This window comes from Zavarzinia marina, assembly GCF_021568905.1.
GTDB classification, from domain to species: domain Bacteria; phylum Pseudomonadota; class Alphaproteobacteria; order Zavarziniales; family Zavarziniaceae; genus Zavarzinia; species Zavarzinia marina.
In genome coordinates this window covers 167548-184089 of the sequence record NZ_JAKGSB010000004.1, presented here as the reverse complement: position 1 = coordinate 184089, position 16542 = coordinate 167548, and the positions used below count along the sequence as shown (strand labels likewise).

Here is a 16542-nt window from a genome sequence, read left to right as displayed (position 1 = left end):
AACCACGGGGAACGGACGGAGAGTATGGCGATCTGGGGAAAGATCATCGGCAGCGCGGCGGGATTCGCCCTGGGCGGGCCCATCGGGGCCCTGCTCGGCGCCCTGGCGGGCCATGCCGTCGACAGTGTGACGGGGGCCGGCGTCTCGACCCAGGGTCCGAGGCCCAGCCGGGAACAGACCCGGCGGGTGGCGTTTTCCGTCGGTTTCATCGTGCTCGGCGCCAAGATGGCCAAGGCCGACGGCCGCGTGACGCGGGACGAGATCGACGCCTTCCGCCAGGTCTTCCACGTGCCCGAGAGCGAAATGGGCCATGTCGCGCGGATCTTCGACCGGGCCAAGGCCGATGCCGCCGGTTTCGAGCCCTATGCCGCCCAGATCAAGGCGATCATGGGCGACGACATGCCGGTGCTGGAGGAACTGCTGGATGCGCTGTTCCACATCGCCAAGGCCGATGCGGTGATCCATCAGGCGGAACTCGACTATCTGGAGGCGGTCGCCGCCATCTTCGGTTTCACCGACAGCGAATTCGCCGCCATCCGCGCCGGCCATCTGGGCCCCGACCGCAGCGATCCCTATACGATCCTCGGCGTTTCGCGCGAGGCGGACGACGCCGCGCTCAAGTCCGCCTACAGGAAGCTGGTGCGCGAACACCACCCCGACCTGCTGATCGCCAAGGGCATGCCCGAGGAATTCGTCGAGGTCGCGACCCAGCGCCTGGCCAAGATCAACGCCGCCTGGGACCAGATTTCCAAGGAACGCGGGATCGCCTGATTCCGCCCTCTCAGGCCTGGCGATCGCCGTCCAGGGTGCGCAGCGCCAGCATGGCGGCGGCGGTGCGGTTCTCGACGCCCAGCTTGTCGTAGATCGTCTCCAGGTGCTTGTTCACCGTGCGCGGCGAAAGCCCCAGGATCTCGGCGATGTCGCGGTTCGACTTGCCGCGCGCCAGCCACATCAGCACCTCGCCCTCGCGCGCGGTCAGGCCCAGCTTCTCGCGCAGCACCAGTTCCTGGGCCGGCTGATCCATCTCGGCCATCTGCAGCAGGAATTCGTCGGGCCCGGTGCGGCCGACGAAACCGAACTGGATCTTGCGGCCGTCCGCGCCCGGCGGCGGGGCGAAGCGCTGGGGCGTGCCTTCGGCGGTCGCCAGCGCCGCGATCCACTGCGCCGTCTCCGCCGGCAGGACCTCGCCGCCGCACCAGCCTTCCAGCAGCCGGCTCGCCTGGGGCGTCGCCCAGAGGATGCGGCCCTCGCGGTCGGCGCCGAGGAGGTAGCGCCCGGTCGCGTCCAGCGCCGCCCGCGCGCTCTGGGTCAGGCGGGCGTTCGCCAGATGGACGCGGATGCGCGCCACCAGCTCGTCGGGCGAGATCGGTTTCGTCACATAGTCGACGCCGCCGGCGCCGAAGCCCTCGACGATGTGCTCCGTCTCCGAAAGCCCGGTCATGAAGATCACCGGGACATGGGCGATCGCGGGGATGCGCTTCAGCCGGCGGCAGGTCTCGAAACCGTCCATGCCGGGCATGATGGCGTCGAGCAGGATGACGTCGGGCGTGATCTTCTCGACCAGGCCGAGGGCGGCGCTGCCGGCGACGGCGACGAGCACGGTCAGCCCCGCCTCTTCGATCGCGTCCGTCAGCATGCCGAGGGTGCCGGGCGAATCGTCGACGACGAGAACGATGTCACGTGCCGTCATGGGTTCCACCGGACGCAAGGCGGCGCAGGATGTCCATGTATTCATCTAGGGCAAATCCTCTCACCATGGACCGCAGGGTCGTCGTGAAGGCCTGGGCTTCGGGACACTGCTGGTCGATTTCGTCGAGCTTGGCCTGAATGCCGCGCACATAGCCGATTTCGCCCAGTTTGAGCAATTCCTCCAGATGCCGGCCGGACGGTATGCCCTGCCGGTCGAAGGCGATCCCGCCGCCGCCCGGGGGCGCGGACACGGCCGCCTCTTCGTGGGTCCAGGTGATCTTCAGCACCCGGCCGATGGTCTCGAACAGCCGGCGCAGATGGACCGGCTTCACGATGAAATCGTCGTGGGGATCGTCGGGATGGCTGCCGGCGCGATATTCGTTGGCATTGGCCGAGACGATGACGATGGCGGGCTGCGGGCCGGGCCGGGCGCGCAATTGCCGCGCCACCTCCCAGCCGCTCATGTCCGGCATCGAGAGATCGAGGAGGACGAGATCGGGCTGGGTCAGGCCCGCGAGTTCGAGGCAGCTCGCGCCGTCGGGCGCGCTGAACACGGTGAAGCCGACGGGCGACAGCGCCTCCTGGATCAGGTCGCGGTGCATCACTTCGTCGTCGGCGACGAGGACGGTGCGCGGCGGTCCCTCGAAGCCCGTGATCACCGGCTCGCGGCCGCGCTCGCGCGGTTCCGGCACGGCCCGGACCGAAGCCGAGAGCAGCAGGCGCACCTTGAAGGTGCTGCCCTTGCCGAAACTGGAAGTCACGGCGATCTCGCCGCCCATGATCTCGGTCAGCAATTTCGTGATCGTCAGGCCGAGGCCGGTGCCGAGGGCGGCGATGGCGTTCGGCTGGCGCCCGCGCTCGAAGGGATCGAAGATCCGGTGCAGGTCCTCGGCGTGGATGCCGATGCCGGTATCCTCGACCTCGAATTCGGCGACCGGGTTGCGATAGCGCACCCGAAGCGCGACATGGCCCTGGCGCGTGAACTTGAGGGCGTTGGACAGAAGGTTGATCAGGATCTGGCGCAGGCGCTTCTCGTCGGTATAGACGACCTGGGGCAGGTTCGGGGTGCGGTCGAAGACGAAGTCGATGCCCTTGCCCTCGGCCTGCAGGCGGAACATGCCGACGATCTGGTCCAGGAAATCGTCGAGCTGGACCTCGTCGCGGTGCAGGTGCAGGCGCCCGGCCTCGATCTTCGAGATGTCGAGGAGCCCCTCGATCAGGCCGGTCAGATGTTCGGCGCTGCGCTGGATCACCTTCACCGCGTCCTGGCGGTGGGGCGGCATGGCGGGGTCGCGGTCGAGAAGCTGGGCATAGCCGAAGATGGCGTTCAGGGGCGTGCGCAATTCGTGGCTGATGCCGACGACATAGCGGGTCTTGGCCAGATTGGCGCCCTCGGCCGCTTCCTTCGCCTTCTGCAGCTTGGCGTCGGTGATCTTGTGGGCCTCGATCTCCTGCATCAGAAGCGTGGTCTGGCGGCCCGATTCCTCCTGCGCGACATGGCGGCTCTCCTCCGCCAGGACGAAGAGCCAGGCGCCGACGCCGGTGATGATGAAGAGGATGAAGAAGATCGACCACATCAGCCCGGCGAGGCGCGGATCATGGCCGCCGACGTCGAGCGTGCTCTGGAAATAGACCAGCCACAGGGTCAGCCCGATCACGCTGGCGGCGATCGCGTGGATGCCGATGTAGTGGCCGAGGCGCGAATTCAGGCGGTCGACCACCCGCGCCGGCAGGATGGTGCCGAGCATGCCGAGCAATTGGTCCGGAATGCGCGCCTTGTCCTTGCAGCCGTCGTGGCAGCGGGCGTCCAGCGAACAGCACAGCGAACAGATGGGTCCGCCATAGGCAGGGCAATAGGCCATGTCCTCGGGCTCGAACTGATGCTCGCAGATACAGCAGGCGATGGACTTGCGGGAGCGCCAGTTGCGCCGGGGCGTGCGCGCGATGTAGTAGCGCCCGCGCGTGACGAAGGCGATCACGGGCGCCGTCGTGAAGGCGACGAAGAGGGCGAGGAAGGGGGCGAGGGCCTGCATTTCGGCCCCGAAGAAGCCGAACAGCGCGATCGAGGCGGAACCGGTGGCGATCAGCATGGAGCCGACGCCGACCGGGTTGATGTCGTAGAGATGGGCGCGCTTGAACTCGATGTGCTTGGGGCTGAGGCCCAGGGGCTTGTTCACGATCAGGTCGGAGACGATGGCGCCGACCCAGGCGATGGCGATCACCGAATAGAGCCCGAGGATGCGCTCCAGCGCGTGATAGATGCCGAGCTCCATCAGCATCAGGGCGATCGCGACGTTGAACACCAGCCAGACGACGCGGCCGGGATGGCTGTGGGTCAGGCGCGAGAAGAAGTTCGACCAGGCGATGGAGCCGGCATAGGCGTTGGTGACGTTGATCTTGAACTGGGACAGCACGACGAAGATGCCGGTGACCCCCAGCGCCACGGACGGGTCCTGGAACATGGTCCCGAAGGCGACCAGATACATCTGGGTCGGTTCCGCCGCCGAGGACAGCGCGACCCCCTGCTGGACGCAGAAGACCGCGAGGAGGGAGCCCGCCAGCATCTTCAGGACGCCGAGCACGGCCCAGCCCGGCCCCGCCGCCAGAAGGGCAGCCCACCAGCCCACCTTCTCGCGCGGGGTGGTCGGATTGGCGGGCAGGAAACGCAGGAAGTCGACCTGTTCGCCGATCTGCGCGACGAGCGAGAACACGACAGAGGCGGCAAGGCCGAAGGCGATCACGTCCAGGCCGCCGTCGGGCGGACCATGGCGCCCGGTATGGGCATGCCAGGCATCGAAGACGTCGCTGCCCGACAGCGCCAGGAAGACGAAGGGCATCAGGTGCAGGATGATCCAGAACGGCTGGGTCCACATCTGCACGCGGCTGATCCATGTGATGCCGTGGGTGACGACGGGAATCACCGCGATCGAGCAGACGATGTAACCCAGCGAAGGGGGCAGGCCGAACATCATCTCGAGCGCGAGCGCCATGATCGCCGCCTCGATCGCGAAGAAGATGAAGGTGAAGGAGGCGTAGATCAGCGACGTCAGGGTGGAGCCGATGTAACCGAAGCCAGCACCGCGTGTCAGGAGATCGATGTCGACACCATAGCGTGCGGCGTAATAGGCTATGGGGATGCCGGTGAGCGCGATCAGGGCGCCGACGACGAGAATCGCCATGGTGGCGTTGCTGAAGCCGTAGGACAGCGTGATGGTGCCGCCGATCGCCTCCAGCGCCAGGAAGGAAATGGCGCCCAGCGAGGTGTTGGCCACGCGAAAGGCCGACCAGCGCCGCGCGCCCTTGGCGGTGAAGCGAAGCGCGTAGTCTTCCAGCGTCTGGTTGGCGACCCACTGGTTATATTGGCGGCGCACCCGGACGATGCGCTGTCGTGCCGACATCCCTCTTCCCTAACGAACCGATCGGGCCCATCCGACCGTAGGCGTCATAGTTCCGTCCCGAAGCCCGAGGACGCAAGTATACGCAGACCCCTCACGGTACCCTGACGCAAGCTTGGTGCGTCATTGCTGCGCTGCATATACGCAGTTCTGCGTATGGTTGCGGTGCACAAATTCAACCGACCATCGCCCCGCAGGGACACACGTTCCTATCGGATCTGATCACGGACCACCCGACAGGAGGGGCGCATGGCAACCGACGACACCAGCAACAACAAGGGCCTTACTTCGCCGATGCGGCGCAAGCTGCTGAAGGGCATGGCGGCGGTTCCGGCCGTCGCGGCCTTCGGCGGCGGCATGGCCCGATCGAGCTTCGCGGCCGACGGCGTGAACACCACCGGCCTCGCGGTCACCGACACCGAAGTGACGGTCGGCATCCTGCACTCGGTCACCGGCACCATGGCGATCTCGGAGACGGGTTCGGTCCAGGCCGAGAAGCTGGCGATCGACCAGATCAACGCCATGGGCGGCGTTCTCGGCCGCAAGATCAAATACATCCAGGAAGACGGCGCCTCCGACTGGCCGACCTTCGCCGAGAAGGCGAAGAAGCTCCTGGTGCAGGACAAATGCGCCTCGGTCTTCGGCTGCTGGACCTCGGCTTCGCGGAAGGCGGTGCTGCCGGTGTTCGAGCAGTACAACGGCATGCTCTACTACCCGACCTTCTACGAAGGCCTGGAGCAGTCGAAGAACGTCATCTACACCGGCCAGGAAGCGACCCAGCAGATCATCGCCGGCCTCGACTGGGTGGTGAAGGAGAAGGGTGCGAAGAGCTTCTACCTGCTCGGCTCCGACTACATCTGGCCGCGCACCTCGAACAAGATCGCCAGGAAGCACATCGAGAACTTCCTGAAGCTGAAGGTCGTGGGCGAGGAATATTTCCCGCTGGGCCACACGCAGTTCAACTCCGCCATCAACAAGATCAAGCTGAAGAAGCCGGACGTGATCTACGCGATCATCGTCGGCGGCTCCAACGTCGCCTTCTACAAGCAGCTGAAGGCCGCCGGCTTCGATCTCGAGAACAAGCAGACCCTGCTGACCATCTCGGTCACCGAGGACGAAATCCTCGGCATCGGCGGCGAGAACATCGTCGGCGCCTATGCCTGCATGAAGTACTTCCAGTCGCTCGACAACGAGAACAACAAGAAGTTCGTCTCGGCCTTCAAGGAGATGTGGGGCAAGGACATCGTTATCGGTGACGTTACCCAGGCCGCCTATCTCGGCCCCTGGCTGTGGAAGCTCACGGTCGAGAAGGCGGGCTCCTTCGACATCGACAAGGTGGCCGCCGCCTCGCCGGGGATCGAATTCACGGGGGCGCCGGAAGGTTACGTCCGGATCCACGAGAACCACCACCTGTGGTCCAAGACCCGCGTCGGCCGTGCCCGCACGGACGGCCAGTACGACGTCGTCTACGAGACCGCCGACCTGGTGGAACCCAATCCGTTCCCCGAAGGCTACCAATAAGCATCAGCCTCGTGGTCCCGGCGCAGGCCGGGATCTCGATGGAATTGGCCTCGGTGCCTCTTCTCGACGAGACCCCGGCCTTCGCCGGGGTGACGGGGGGAGGGGCACCAGGCGGGTTCAACCGTCAAGCGGGGTGGCGCGGCCATGTTCGATTACACTTTTTCCGAGCTGAGCTCGATCCTGGTGATGCAAGGCTTCGCCGGGCTGATCCTGTTTTCGGTCTTCATCCTGATGGCGCTCGGGCTCGCCATCATCTTCGGCCAGATGGGCGTCATCAACATGGCGCACGGCGAGTTCATGATCCTCGGTGCCTATGTCACCTATCTGACCTCGCATCTGTTCCAGGACTTCCTGCCCTTCGCCTATCCGGCTTACTTCTTCGTCGCCATGGTGTTCGCCTTCATCGTGTCGGGGGCGCTCGGGCTGCTGGTGGAATGGGTGATGATCCGTCACCTCTATGCCCGCCCGCTCGATACGCTGCTCGCCACCTGGGGCCTCAGCCTCATCCTGCAGCAGATCTACCGCTCGACCTTCGGTGCCCGTGAAGTCGGCGTCGAACTGCCCGACTGGATGATGGGCTCGCTGGCCGTGACCGACACGGTCGAGGTGCAGGTGAACGGTCTCTTCGTCATGGCGCTGACCGCCGCGATCACCGTCGCCGTGCTCGTCCTCCTGTTCAAGTCGCGCTGGGGCCTGCAGGTCCGCGCCGTGACCACCAACCGCGTGATGTCCGGCGCCGTCGGCATCGACACGCGGCGCGTCGACCGCATGACCTTCGGCCTCGGCTGCGGGGTCGCCGGCGTCGCGGGGGCGGCCTTCACCATGATCGGCTCGACCGGTCCGACCTCCGGCCAGCTCTACATCGTCGACACCTTCCTGGTGGTCGTCTTCGGCGGCGCGCAGAGCCTGCTCGGCACCGTCGCCTCGGCCTTCACCATCTCGCAGAGCCAGTCGGCCCTCGAATTCTTCCTGTCCGGCTCCATGGCCAAGGTGATCACGCTCCTCATCGTGATCGGCCTCCTCATGCTGCGGCCGCAGGGTCTCTTCGTCCTCAAGGTGCGGAGGTAAGGTCCATGACGAACGCAAAGCTCCGATCGCTCGCCTCCAACTGGCTCGGCTTCGTCCTGCTCTCGGCCCTGCTGATCCTGGTCTTTCCCGCCGTGCTGGACGATTTCCGCCTGAATCTGGTCGGCAAATATCTGTCCTTCGGCTTCGTCGTCCTCGGGCTGGTGCTGTGCTGGGGCTATACCGGCATCCTCAGCCTGGGGCAGGGCATCTTCTTCGGCCTGGGCGGCTATTGCATCGCCATGTTCCTGAAGCTCGAAGCCTCGACCCCCGAGAACACGGCGATCCAGTCCACCCCGGGCATTCCCGACTTCATGGACTGGAACCAGCTCACCGAACTCCCCTTCTTCTGGGAGCCGTTCCATTCCTTCGCCTTCACCGTGATCGCCATCATGGCGGTGCCGGCGGCGGTCGCCTTCATCCTGGCCTACGCGATGTTCAAGCGCCGGGTCGGCGGCGTCTATTTCGCCATCATCACCCAGGCGGTCACGGCGGTTCTGACCATCCTGATCATCGGCCAGCAGGGTTACACCGGCGGCATCAACGGCATCACCGACCTGCGCACCCTGCTTGGCTGGGACATCAGGACGGACGAGGCGCACAACATCCTCTACTTCATCTGCGTCGCCCTGCTTCTCGTCTGCATCCTGCTCGGCCGCTTCGTCCTGAAGTCCAAGCTCGGCCGCATCCTGGTCGCGATCCGCGACAAAGAGGAGCGGGTGCGCTTCTCGGGTTACGACGTCGCCAACTTCAAGGTCTTCGTCTTCTGCGTGGCGGCGGCGCTGGCCGGTGTCGGCGGGGCGATGTTCACCCTGCAGGTCGGCTTCATGTCGCCCACCATCATCGGCATCGTGCCCTCGATCGAGATGGTGATCTTCTGCGCGCTGGGCGGCCGCCTGTCGCTGATCGGTGCCGTGCTCGGCGCCCTCATCGTCAATGCGGCGAAAACCACCTTCTCCGAGATGTTCCCCGAACTCTGGCTCTTCGCCATGGGCGGTCTCTTCATCGGTGTCACCCTGTTCTTCCCCCGCGGCCTCGCCGGCCTGGTGGACGACTATGTGGTGCCTTTCCTGTCCAAGGTGTTCCTCGGCGACAAGAAGACGCCGCCGCCGGAACCCGCGGTCACCAAGCTCGCGGAATAACGGGAGGACGCCATGCCCCACATCGGTCCCGTCGTCGAAAGCGACATCCTTCTGGCACTCGAGGGCGTCACGGTCTCCTTCGACGGCTTCAAGGCGGTCAACGACCTGTCGCTCTACATCCAGAAGGGCGAGCTCCGCGTGATCATCGGCCCGAACGGCGCCGGCAAGACCACGGTGCTCGATCTGATCTGCGGCCGCACCAAGGTCTCGGAAGGTTCCATCGCCTTCAAGGACACCGAGGTGACCAAGCTGAAGGAACACGAGATCGTGCGCCTCGGCATCGGCCGCAAGTTCCAGAATCCCTCGATCTACGAGGATCTGACGGTGCTCGAGAATCTGGAGATTTCCTATCCGAAGGGAAGGGGGGTGTTCGGCGCCCTCGGCTTTCGGCGCACGGCCGAGGTCGCCGACCGGATCGACGAGATCGCTGACATGATCTTCCTGAAGGAGCATCTGAACACCAAGGCGGAAATCCTCAGCCACGGCCAGAAGCAGTGGCTGGAGATCGGCATGCTGCTGATCCAGGACCCCGAGCTCCTCATGCTCGACGAGCCGGTCGCCGGCATGAGCGTCGCGGAACGCGTGAAGACCGCCGAGCTCCTGAACCGGATCATCGAGGGCCGCGCCGTGATCGTGATCGAGCACGACATGAAGTTCGTCGAATCGATCGCCCACAGGGTCACGGTGCTCCACCAGGGCAAGGTGCTGGCCGAGGGTCGCATGGACAAGATCCAGGAAGACCCGAAGGTCCGCGAAGTCTATCTCGGCCATTGAGACAGGAGAGGCAGCATGCTCGACGTTCGTGACCTCAAGGTCTGCTATGGCCAGAGCGAAGTGCTCCACGGCCTCGATTTCAAGGTTGCCCCCGGCGAGATCGTCGCCGTGGTCGGCCGCAACGGCATGGGCAAGTCGACCCTGATGAAATCGCTGGTCGGGATCCTGCCGACGGCGTCGGGCACGGTCTCGCTCGGCGATCTCGAGGTGCAGAAACTCGCCTCGCACCAGCGCGTGAAGCAGGGCATCGCCTATGTCCCGCAGGGCCGCCAGATCTTCGGCACCATGACGGTGAAGGAGAATATCGAGACCGGCCTGATCGTCTCCGGCCGGAAGGAAGTGCCCCCGGAGCTCTACGAGATATTCCCGATCCTCAAGGAATTCGCCAAGCGCCGGGGCGGCAATCTCTCGGGCGGCCAGCAGCAGCAGCTCGCCATCGCGCGGGCGCTCGCGACCGATCCGAAGATCCTGCTCCTCGACGAGCCGACCGAGGGCATCCAGCCCTCGATCATCAAGGACATGGCCAAGGTGCTGCGCCAGATCCGCGACATGACCAACCTCTGCATCGTCGTGTGCGAGCAGGTGCTGAGCTTCGTGCTCGACGTCGCGGATCGCATCCTGGTCATCGAGAACGGCCGCATCGTCCACGAGAACACCCGCGACGAGGTGGACGAGGCGACCATCAGCCGCTTCCTCGCCGTGTAATTGCTCTGGTTCTAAGCCGAAGGGAGAGTCAAATGCCCAAGACCCTGATCGAAGTGGATCTGAATTCGTCGCCCTATGAAAACGACATGGTCCACAACCGCTGGCACCCCGACATCCCGATCGTCGCCTGGGTGAAGCCGGGCGACGATTTCGTGATCGAGACCTACGACTGGACCGGCGGCTTCATCAAGAACGACGACGATGCCTCGGACGTGCGCGACGTCGACCTCACCACCGTGCACTTCCTGTCGGGCCCGATCGGCGTCGAAGGCGCGGAGCCGGGCGATCTGCTCGTCGTCGATTTCCTCGACATCGGCGCCAAGCCGGACAGTCTCTGGGGTTTCAACGGCTTCTTCTCGAAGAACAACGGCGGCGGCTTCCTGACCGAGCATTTCCCGAGCGCCCAGAAGTCGATCTGGGACTTCCACGGCATGTTCACCACCTCGCGCCATGTTCCGGGCGTGAAATATACCGGCCTGATCCACCCGGGGCTGATCGGCTGCCTGCCCGATCCGAAGCTGCTCGCGACCTGGAACAAGCGCGAGGTCGATTTCATCGCCACCGAACCCACCCGCGTGCCGCCGCTCGCCAATGCGCCCTTCGCCGGCACCGCCCACATGGGCCGCATGACCGGCGACGCCAAGGACAAGGCGGCGGCCGAGGGGGCGCGCACCGTGCCGCCGCGCGAACACGGCGGCAATTGCGACATCAAGGACCTGTCGCGCGGCTCCAAGTGCTTCTTCCCGGTCTATGTCCCGGGCGGCGGCCTCTCCATGGGCGATCTGCACTTCAGCCAGGGCGACGGCGAGATCACCTTCTGCGGCGCGATCGAGATGGCCGGCTGGCTGCACATCAAGGTCGACGTGATCAAGGACGGCATGGCCAAATACGGCATCAAGAACCCGATCTTCAAGCCGTCGCCGATGACGCCGAAATACGACGACTACGTCATCTTCGAAGGCATCTCGGTCGACGAGGCCGGCGCCCAGCACTATCTCGACGTCCATGTCGCCTATCGCCAGGCCTGCCTGAACGCCATCGAATATCTGAAGAAATTCGGCTTCTCCGGCGCCCAGGCCTATTCGATCCTCGGCACGGCACCGGTGCAGGGTCATATCTCGGGTGTCGTCGATATCCCGAACGCCTGCGCGACCCTGTGGATCCCGACGGCGATCTTCGATTTCGACATCAACCCGACCGCCGCCGGACCGACCAAATTCCTGTCCGGCGACATCGACATGCCGATCGCCTACGACGAGTGACGCCGAACGCCCCGGCCGGTCCGCCGGCCGGGGCCCGTTCCGACAGAATATGTCCCGGCCGGGACGAGGCGGAGAACCCCATGCCGCTCTACGAATACGACTGCACCGATTGTGGCCCCTTCACAGAGATGCGCCCGATGGCGGAGTCCTCTCTGCCGTGCCCCTGTCCCGAATGCGGCGATCCTTCGCCGCGCGCCTATTTCACCGCCCCCATGATGGCCTGCGTCGGCACCGACGCCAGGATCGCCATGGAGACGAACGAGAAGGCGCGGAACGCGCCGATGTCGGTCGGCGAATATGCCGCGAAGCAGGCGGCGAAGAGCCATCGCGCCGGCTGTTCCTGCTGCGTCCCCACCAGAAAGAAGAAGAGCACCACGGTGAAGACGCCGTCCGGTGCCAAGAGTTTCCCCTCGAAACGCCCCTGGATGATCAGCCACTGACGCTGGCGCGTCGAACGGGCGGCGGCGGGCTTTGCCTCCGCCGCCGCCCGATGCTAGGGAGAAGGGCATTCTCCACCCGGACCCCGGCATGTCCCGTCTCCCGTTCGCGGCTCTGGCTCCTCTGCTCATCGCCCTCGGCGTCACCGGTTGCGGCGCGACCGTGACCGGGCTCGGCGCGCCCGTCACGGTGCCGGCCCTGGCCGATGGCGCATTCCGGGCGGCCGATGGAACCGGCCTCGCGCTCCGCGCCTGGGCACCGCCCGACGGCGTTTCGGTCGAAGCGGTCGCCGTCGCGCTCCACGGTTTCAACGATTACGCCGAAGCCTTCGCCCCGGCGGCGCCGTTCTGGGCGACGCGCGGCATCGTCACCTATGCCTACGACCAGCGCGGTTTCGGCCACAGCGCCACGCGCCCGCTCTGGCCGGGCGAAGAGGCCCTGGTGGCCGATGCGGCGGCCATGGTCCGCCTCGCCCGGGCGCGGCATCCCGGCAAGCCCGTGTTCCTGATCGGCGAGAGCATGGGCGCCGCGGTCGCCCTGCTGACCCTGGCACGTCGTCCGGATCTTGCCGTCGACGGTCTGGTGCTGCTGGCCCCCGCCGTCTGGAAACGCTCGGACGTGCCCTTTCCGGGCACGCTGCTGCTCGACGTCGCCGCCTTCGCCATGCCGTGGAACACGCTCTCCGCGCCCCCCGGCCTCGGCATTCGCGCGACCGACAACAGGGAAGCCGCGGAGGCGATGCGCGACGACCCGCTGATCGGCAAGGACTCGCGCTTCGATACCCTGCAGGGGCTCGTCGCCCTGATGCAGGCGGCGGCCGAGGCGGGCGTGCCGGACGGGCCGCCGGTGCTGCTGCTCTATGGCATGAAGGACCGGATCGTGCCGGTCGAGACGCTGCGCCATTTCGTCGCCGAAGCCCGCAACGCGACGGGTTTCCGCCAGGTCTGGTACGGCCAAGGTTATCACCTGCTGCTGCGCGACCGGCACGCCACCCGTGTCTGGCGCGACATCGCGGCATTCGTCACCGATCCGGATGGACGCCTGCCGTCGGACGACCTGAATATGCCCTGATTTGGCGCTAATGGATGTCATTGGGATTTGCTTTCCAAGGCGATGCGAGCGATTCTGAAGTGACACGCTGGACCCTTGGAGGAAGCGGTCCGCGGCGCCGAAGCCAAAACGGGAAGCCAAAACGGAACGAACCGGAAAACGGAAGGGCGTGGCATGAGGGCATGGGCGAATGGCACGGAGGCCGGCGGCGCGCGCAAGCTCGCCGTCTCCAAACGCGCCGTCTCGACGCCCGTCAACCCGATATCCGCCGTCTGGGTGCCCGTCGTGCTTGCGCTGCTCGCCGCGCCCGCGCTGGAAGGCTGTTCCAAGCGTCGGCTGGCCCGGGCCGCGCCGGTTACGGTGCCCGCCACCTCAATGGCCTCGACGGCGCTGATGGAAACCACGGTGATTTCGGGCGCCGGTATTTCGGGCGCCGGTATTTCGGGGCCGGGGACCGCCGCCGCCGACGATCTCTCCGCCCATGCCGCCGAGGCGGAGGAGGGGGACGAGTCCAGCGCCTTCGCCGCCATCACCCCCGGGGCCGTCGGTCCCGGCGACCATCCGGGCCCGCATGCCGGTGCCACCGGCCTTTCGGGCGACGACCTGCCCGGCCGTCTCGCCGACATGGTCGGCGCCGGCAGCGCCCAGTCGGTCCTGGAACGGATCGCGGAGGCGGGGGACATGCGGGTGTTCTTCTCGACCAATTCGATCGACCGGGGCCTGACCGCGCATCGGGTCCAGCCCACGGGCACGTCCCGGTCGGCGGCCGTGGACGCGGTCTGCCGCCAGGCCGGCCTGTCCTGCTTCTATGCCGCCGACTTCAAGTCGCTGTCGGTCTATGATCCGCGCGAATTCGCCTCGACCGGGCCCGACATGACGGCGCTGGTCTACAATCGCAAGCAGGGCTACAGCGAGGCGCCGGCACGCAACGTCGGCGCGGCGGCGCCCGCGCGGAACGCGGCGCCGTCGAAACCGCGCAAGCCGACCGCCACCGTCGCCACCACCGCCCGGCCCAGCCCGTCGCGCAAGCCGGGCGCCAAGGCGAAGCCCGACGCCGTCCTGTCGGCGGCGAAACCCGCCGTGAAGCCGGCGGTCAAGCCGAAACCCACCGAAGCCAGCGCCGACACGCCCATGCCGGGCGTCAAGCCGAAGGTCTGAAGCCGTTTTTCATCGCGCCGGAACCCGAAGCGCCGCCGGTTGTTTAACCGTTTGATCTTCAATTCGCGGCTAGGATGGTGCCGCCCGGAAGCCCCGCCCGAATGCCGGCGGGCGCGATCCCGGACACCGTCCGCCGTGCCCGGTCGTCCGGGGTTTCGATCCGGTTGCTTGCCATGTCCCATGAAGCCGTCTTCGTCCTGGTCCTCACCGGCGTCGCCGCCGCGATGATGGCCAGCAATCGCGTCCGCTATGATTTCGTCGCCCTGACGGTCGTGATCGCCCTCATCGTCTCGGGCGTGCTGTCGACCGGCCAGGCGCTGTCGGGCTTCGGCAGTTCGGTCGTCGTCATGGTCGCCTGCCTGCTGGTGGTGGGCGAAATGCTGGACCGGACCGGCGTCGCCCGGGCCGTCGGCAGTTTCATCCTGGAACGGGGCGGCGGCAACGAGATCCGCCTCCTGGTTCTCCTGATGGTCGCGGCCGCCGTGCTCGGCAGCGCCATGAGCTCGACCGCCGTCGTCGCCATCTTCATCCCGATCATCGCGCGGATTGCCGCCGACACCGGAATCGCGCGGTCCAAGCTGCTGCTGCCCATGTCCTATGCCGCGCTGATCAGCGGCATGCTGACCCTGATCGCGACGCCGCCCAATCTGGTGGTCAGCGACGGTCTCGTCGACGACGGCTACGAACCGCTCGGCTTCTTCTCCTTCCTGCCCATCGGCATCGTCATCCTGGTGCTCGCCATCGTCTATTGCGTCTTCGTCGCGCGGCCGCTGCTGGCCCGCGCCGGCGCCGATCCGGCAGGGGCGGGCGCGGGGCGGGACCATTCCATCGCCGGTCTGAACCGGCGTTACGGCATCACGGGGCGGATGCATGTGGTCACGGTCGAGGCGTCGTCGCCCGCGATCGAGGATCTGGCGGGCTGCCGCATCCTGGCCCGGCGCCGTCCGCGCCCCGGCCAGGGCCTGGTTCCCGTCGCCTTCGCGCCCGGCATGGAACTCCGCGCGGGCGATCAACTGCTGGTCCTCGCCGATCCGGCGGCAATCGCGAGCCTGACCGCGCGGCCGGATTTTTCCCTGGCCGAAACCCTGCAGGACGTGCGCGGTGACTGGCTGCCCGCCGTCGGCGCGGCCGAGGTGATGGTCCATCCCGAAGCCCCGCTGGTCGGCCGGTCCCTCACCAACGACGAATTCCGCGACGGTTTCGGCCTCGAGCCCATGGGCCTGCTGCATGGTGCAGAACCGCCGCAGCCGGCACCGCGCAGCCTCAAGCTGCGCGCCAACGACCGCCTGATGGTCGCCGGCCCCTGGGCCATGATCGATGCCCTGATCGAGAAGACCCACGATTTCGTGCTGCTGGCCATGCCGGGCGACCGGCGCGGCGTGCCCCAGGCGGCCGAGAAATTCCTCGTCGCGCTGGCCATTCTCGGCGGCATGGTGGCGCTCAGCGTGCTGAACATCGTGCCCGTGGTGGTCGCCGTGCTGCTGGCCGCGATCGCCGCCATCCTGTGCGGTACCCTGACCCCCGAGACCGCCTATCGCGCGGTCAACTGGAGCAGCATCGTCCTCGTCGCCGGCATGCTGCCGCTCGCCGACGCGCTCGAGGGGACGGGCGGTTCCCAGGCGATCGTCGAGATGCTGTTCGACGTCGTCGGCGCGGATTCGCCCAGGGTCATGATGGCGGTCCTGTTCCTGCTGACCGCCGTCATCGGCCTGGTGCTGTCGAATACCGCGACCGCCGTGCTGCTGACCCCGATCGCCATCAATGCCGCCCAGGCCCTCGACGTCTCGCCTTACCCCTTCGCGATCACCGTGCTGATGGGCGCCTCCGCCGCCTTCTCGACCCCGGTCTCGACCCCCGTGGTCACCCTGGTGGTGGCCCCCGGCGGCTATAGTTTCGGCGATTTCCTGCGCATCGGCGTGCCCCTGACCATCCTGATAGGCATCGTCACCGTGGCCATGACGCCGCTGGTCTTCCCGTTCTGACGCCACGGTGTCTTTTGCCGGCTAGTGCCCACATTACAGCAAATGTTGTAATGTGTGTAAGTGACCCGTCCCATGAGGGCGAAAGGAACCGCCATGCCCCGCCTCTCCATCGATCTCACCACCCAGGAACACCAGCGCCTTAAGGCCGTTGCGGCACTGAACGGACAGACCATCAAGGAATTCGTCCTGAGCCGGACGCTGAAGGATGTGCCCGATGTAGCGGCGATGAGCGAGGATGAGGCGATGCAAACACTGGCGGATTTCCTGAAATCCCGTGTCGAACAGGTCAAGGCCGGTGAAACGGTCGGTATTCCGCCGGGCGATCTTCTGAAGCACGTCAAGGCCCGCGCCAAGGGCTGAG

General features: G+C 66.4%; 14 protein-coding genes. 12 read left to right on the top strand and 2 right to left on the bottom strand.

Annotated elements, in window-relative coordinates; all coding sequences use genetic code 11:
* Window positions 1-24 precede the first annotated feature (24 nt).
* Window positions 25-771 (top strand): TerB family tellurite resistance protein, encoded by a 747-nt coding sequence (locus L2U69_RS12205; protein WP_236107259.1) that lies wholly within the window; start codon window positions 25-27, stop codon window positions 769-771.
* Window positions 772-781: 10 nt separating this feature from the next.
* On the opposite strand, the gene L2U69_RS12200 is transcribed toward L2U69_RS12205, so the two are convergent.
* Window positions 782-1690, bottom strand: coding sequence for a response regulator transcription factor (locus tag L2U69_RS12200; RefSeq protein WP_236107257.1), 909 nt, complete (start codon window positions 1688-1690; stop codon window positions 782-784).
* Entirely contained in the window at window positions 1677-5087 is a 3411-nt protein-coding gene (locus tag L2U69_RS12195; protein WP_236107255.1) for a hybrid sensor histidine kinase/response regulator, read from the bottom strand. Before L2U69_RS12195 ends, L2U69_RS12200 begins: the two co-directional genes overlap by 14 nt.
* Window positions 5088-5333: 246 nt before the next feature.
* Between L2U69_RS12195 and urtA the strand changes: the two genes are divergently transcribed.
* From urtA to L2U69_RS12140, 11 genes are all read left to right on the top strand, one after another.
* Window positions 5334-6605 (top strand): urea ABC transporter substrate-binding protein, encoded by a 1272-nt coding sequence (gene urtA, locus L2U69_RS12190; protein WP_236107253.1) that lies wholly within the window; start codon window positions 5334-5336, stop codon window positions 6603-6605.
* A gap of 144 nt (window positions 6606-6749) precedes the next feature.
* Complete coding sequence (urtB, locus tag L2U69_RS12185) at window positions 6750-7673, top strand: urea ABC transporter permease subunit UrtB (protein ID WP_236107251.1); 924 nt, start codon at window positions 6750-6752, stop codon at window positions 7671-7673.
* Between the two features lie 5 nt (window positions 7674-7678).
* Window positions 7679-8812, top strand: coding sequence for an urea ABC transporter permease subunit UrtC (gene urtC / locus L2U69_RS12180; RefSeq protein WP_236107249.1), 1134 nt, complete (start codon window positions 7679-7681; stop codon window positions 8810-8812).
* A 12-nt stretch (window positions 8813-8824) separates the two neighbouring features.
* Window positions 8825-9586, top strand: coding sequence for an urea ABC transporter ATP-binding protein UrtD (gene urtD, locus L2U69_RS12175; RefSeq protein WP_236107247.1), 762 nt, complete (start codon window positions 8825-8827; stop codon window positions 9584-9586).
* A gap of 15 nt (window positions 9587-9601) precedes the next feature.
* Entirely contained in the window at window positions 9602-10291 is a 690-nt protein-coding gene (urtE, locus tag L2U69_RS12170; protein WP_236107245.1) for an urea ABC transporter ATP-binding subunit UrtE, read from the top strand.
* Between the two features lie 32 nt (window positions 10292-10323).
* Window positions 10324-11553: a formamidase gene (gene fmdA, locus L2U69_RS12165; RefSeq protein WP_236107243.1), complete on the top strand. Its 1230-nt coding sequence runs from the start codon at window positions 10324-10326 to the stop codon at window positions 11551-11553.
* An 80-nt stretch (window positions 11554-11633) separates the two neighbouring features.
* Window positions 11634-11993, top strand: a complete 360-nt coding sequence (locus L2U69_RS12160) for an FmdB family zinc ribbon protein (RefSeq protein ID WP_268967369.1) — start codon at window positions 11634-11636, stop codon at window positions 11991-11993.
* An 88-nt stretch (window positions 11994-12081) separates the two neighbouring features.
* Window positions 12082-13062: an alpha/beta fold hydrolase gene (locus tag L2U69_RS12155; RefSeq protein WP_236107241.1), complete on the top strand. Its 981-nt coding sequence runs from the start codon at window positions 12082-12084 to the stop codon at window positions 13060-13062.
* Window positions 13063-13215: 153 nt separating this feature from the next.
* Window positions 13216-14199, top strand: coding sequence for a hypothetical protein (locus L2U69_RS12150; RefSeq protein WP_236107239.1), 984 nt, complete (start codon window positions 13216-13218; stop codon window positions 14197-14199).
* A gap of 173 nt (window positions 14200-14372) precedes the next feature.
* Entirely contained in the window at window positions 14373-16181 is a 1809-nt protein-coding gene (locus L2U69_RS12145; RefSeq protein ID WP_236107236.1) for an SLC13 family permease, read from the top strand.
* Between the two features lie 93 nt (window positions 16182-16274).
* Window positions 16275-16541 (top strand): antitoxin, encoded by a 267-nt coding sequence (locus L2U69_RS12140; RefSeq protein WP_236107234.1) that lies wholly within the window; start codon window positions 16275-16277, stop codon window positions 16539-16541.
* The last annotated feature ends 1 nt before the right edge of the window (window position 16542 follow it).

What these genes read in the sequence shown, in the direction of transcription:
- L2U69_RS12150 (WP_236107239.1), top strand. Translation starts at nt 13,216, where the DNA reads ATGAGGGCATGGGCGAATGGCACGGAGGCCGGCGGCGCGCGCAAGCTC.
- urtD (WP_236107247.1), top strand. Translation starts at nt 8,825, where the DNA reads ATGCCCCACATCGGTCCCGTCGTCGAAAGCGACATCCTTCTGGCACTC.
- urtA (WP_236107253.1), top strand. Translation starts at nt 5,334, where the DNA reads ATGGCAACCGACGACACCAGCAACAACAAGGGCCTTACTTCGCCGATG.
- L2U69_RS12160 (WP_268967369.1), top strand. Translation starts at nt 11,634, where the DNA reads ATGCCGCTCTACGAATACGACTGCACCGATTGTGGCCCCTTCACAGAG.
- urtB (WP_236107251.1), top strand. Translation starts at nt 6,750, where the DNA reads ATGTTCGATTACACTTTTTCCGAGCTGAGCTCGATCCTGGTGATGCAA.
- fmdA (WP_236107243.1), top strand. Translation starts at nt 10,324, where the DNA reads ATGCCCAAGACCCTGATCGAAGTGGATCTGAATTCGTCGCCCTATGAA.
- L2U69_RS12205 (WP_236107259.1), top strand. Translation starts at nt 25, where the DNA reads ATGGCGATCTGGGGAAAGATCATCGGCAGCGCGGCGGGATTCGCCCTG.
- L2U69_RS12145 (WP_236107236.1), top strand. Translation starts at nt 14,373, where the DNA reads ATGTCCCATGAAGCCGTCTTCGTCCTGGTCCTCACCGGCGTCGCCGCC.
- L2U69_RS12155 (WP_236107241.1), top strand. Translation starts at nt 12,082, where the DNA reads ATGTCCCGTCTCCCGTTCGCGGCTCTGGCTCCTCTGCTCATCGCCCTC.
- urtE (WP_236107245.1), top strand. Translation starts at nt 9,602, where the DNA reads ATGCTCGACGTTCGTGACCTCAAGGTCTGCTATGGCCAGAGCGAAGTG.
- urtC (WP_236107249.1), top strand. Translation starts at nt 7,679, where the DNA reads ATGACGAACGCAAAGCTCCGATCGCTCGCCTCCAACTGGCTCGGCTTC.
- L2U69_RS12140 (WP_236107234.1), top strand. Translation starts at nt 16,275, where the DNA reads ATGCCCCGCCTCTCCATCGATCTCACCACCCAGGAACACCAGCGCCTT.
- L2U69_RS12195 (WP_236107255.1), bottom strand. Translation starts at nt 5,087, where the DNA reads ATGTCGGCACGACAGCGCATCGTCCGGGTGCGCCGCCAATATAACCAG.
- L2U69_RS12200 (WP_236107257.1), bottom strand. Translation starts at nt 1,690, where the DNA reads ATGACGGCACGTGACATCGTTCTCGTCGTCGACGATTCGCCCGGCACC.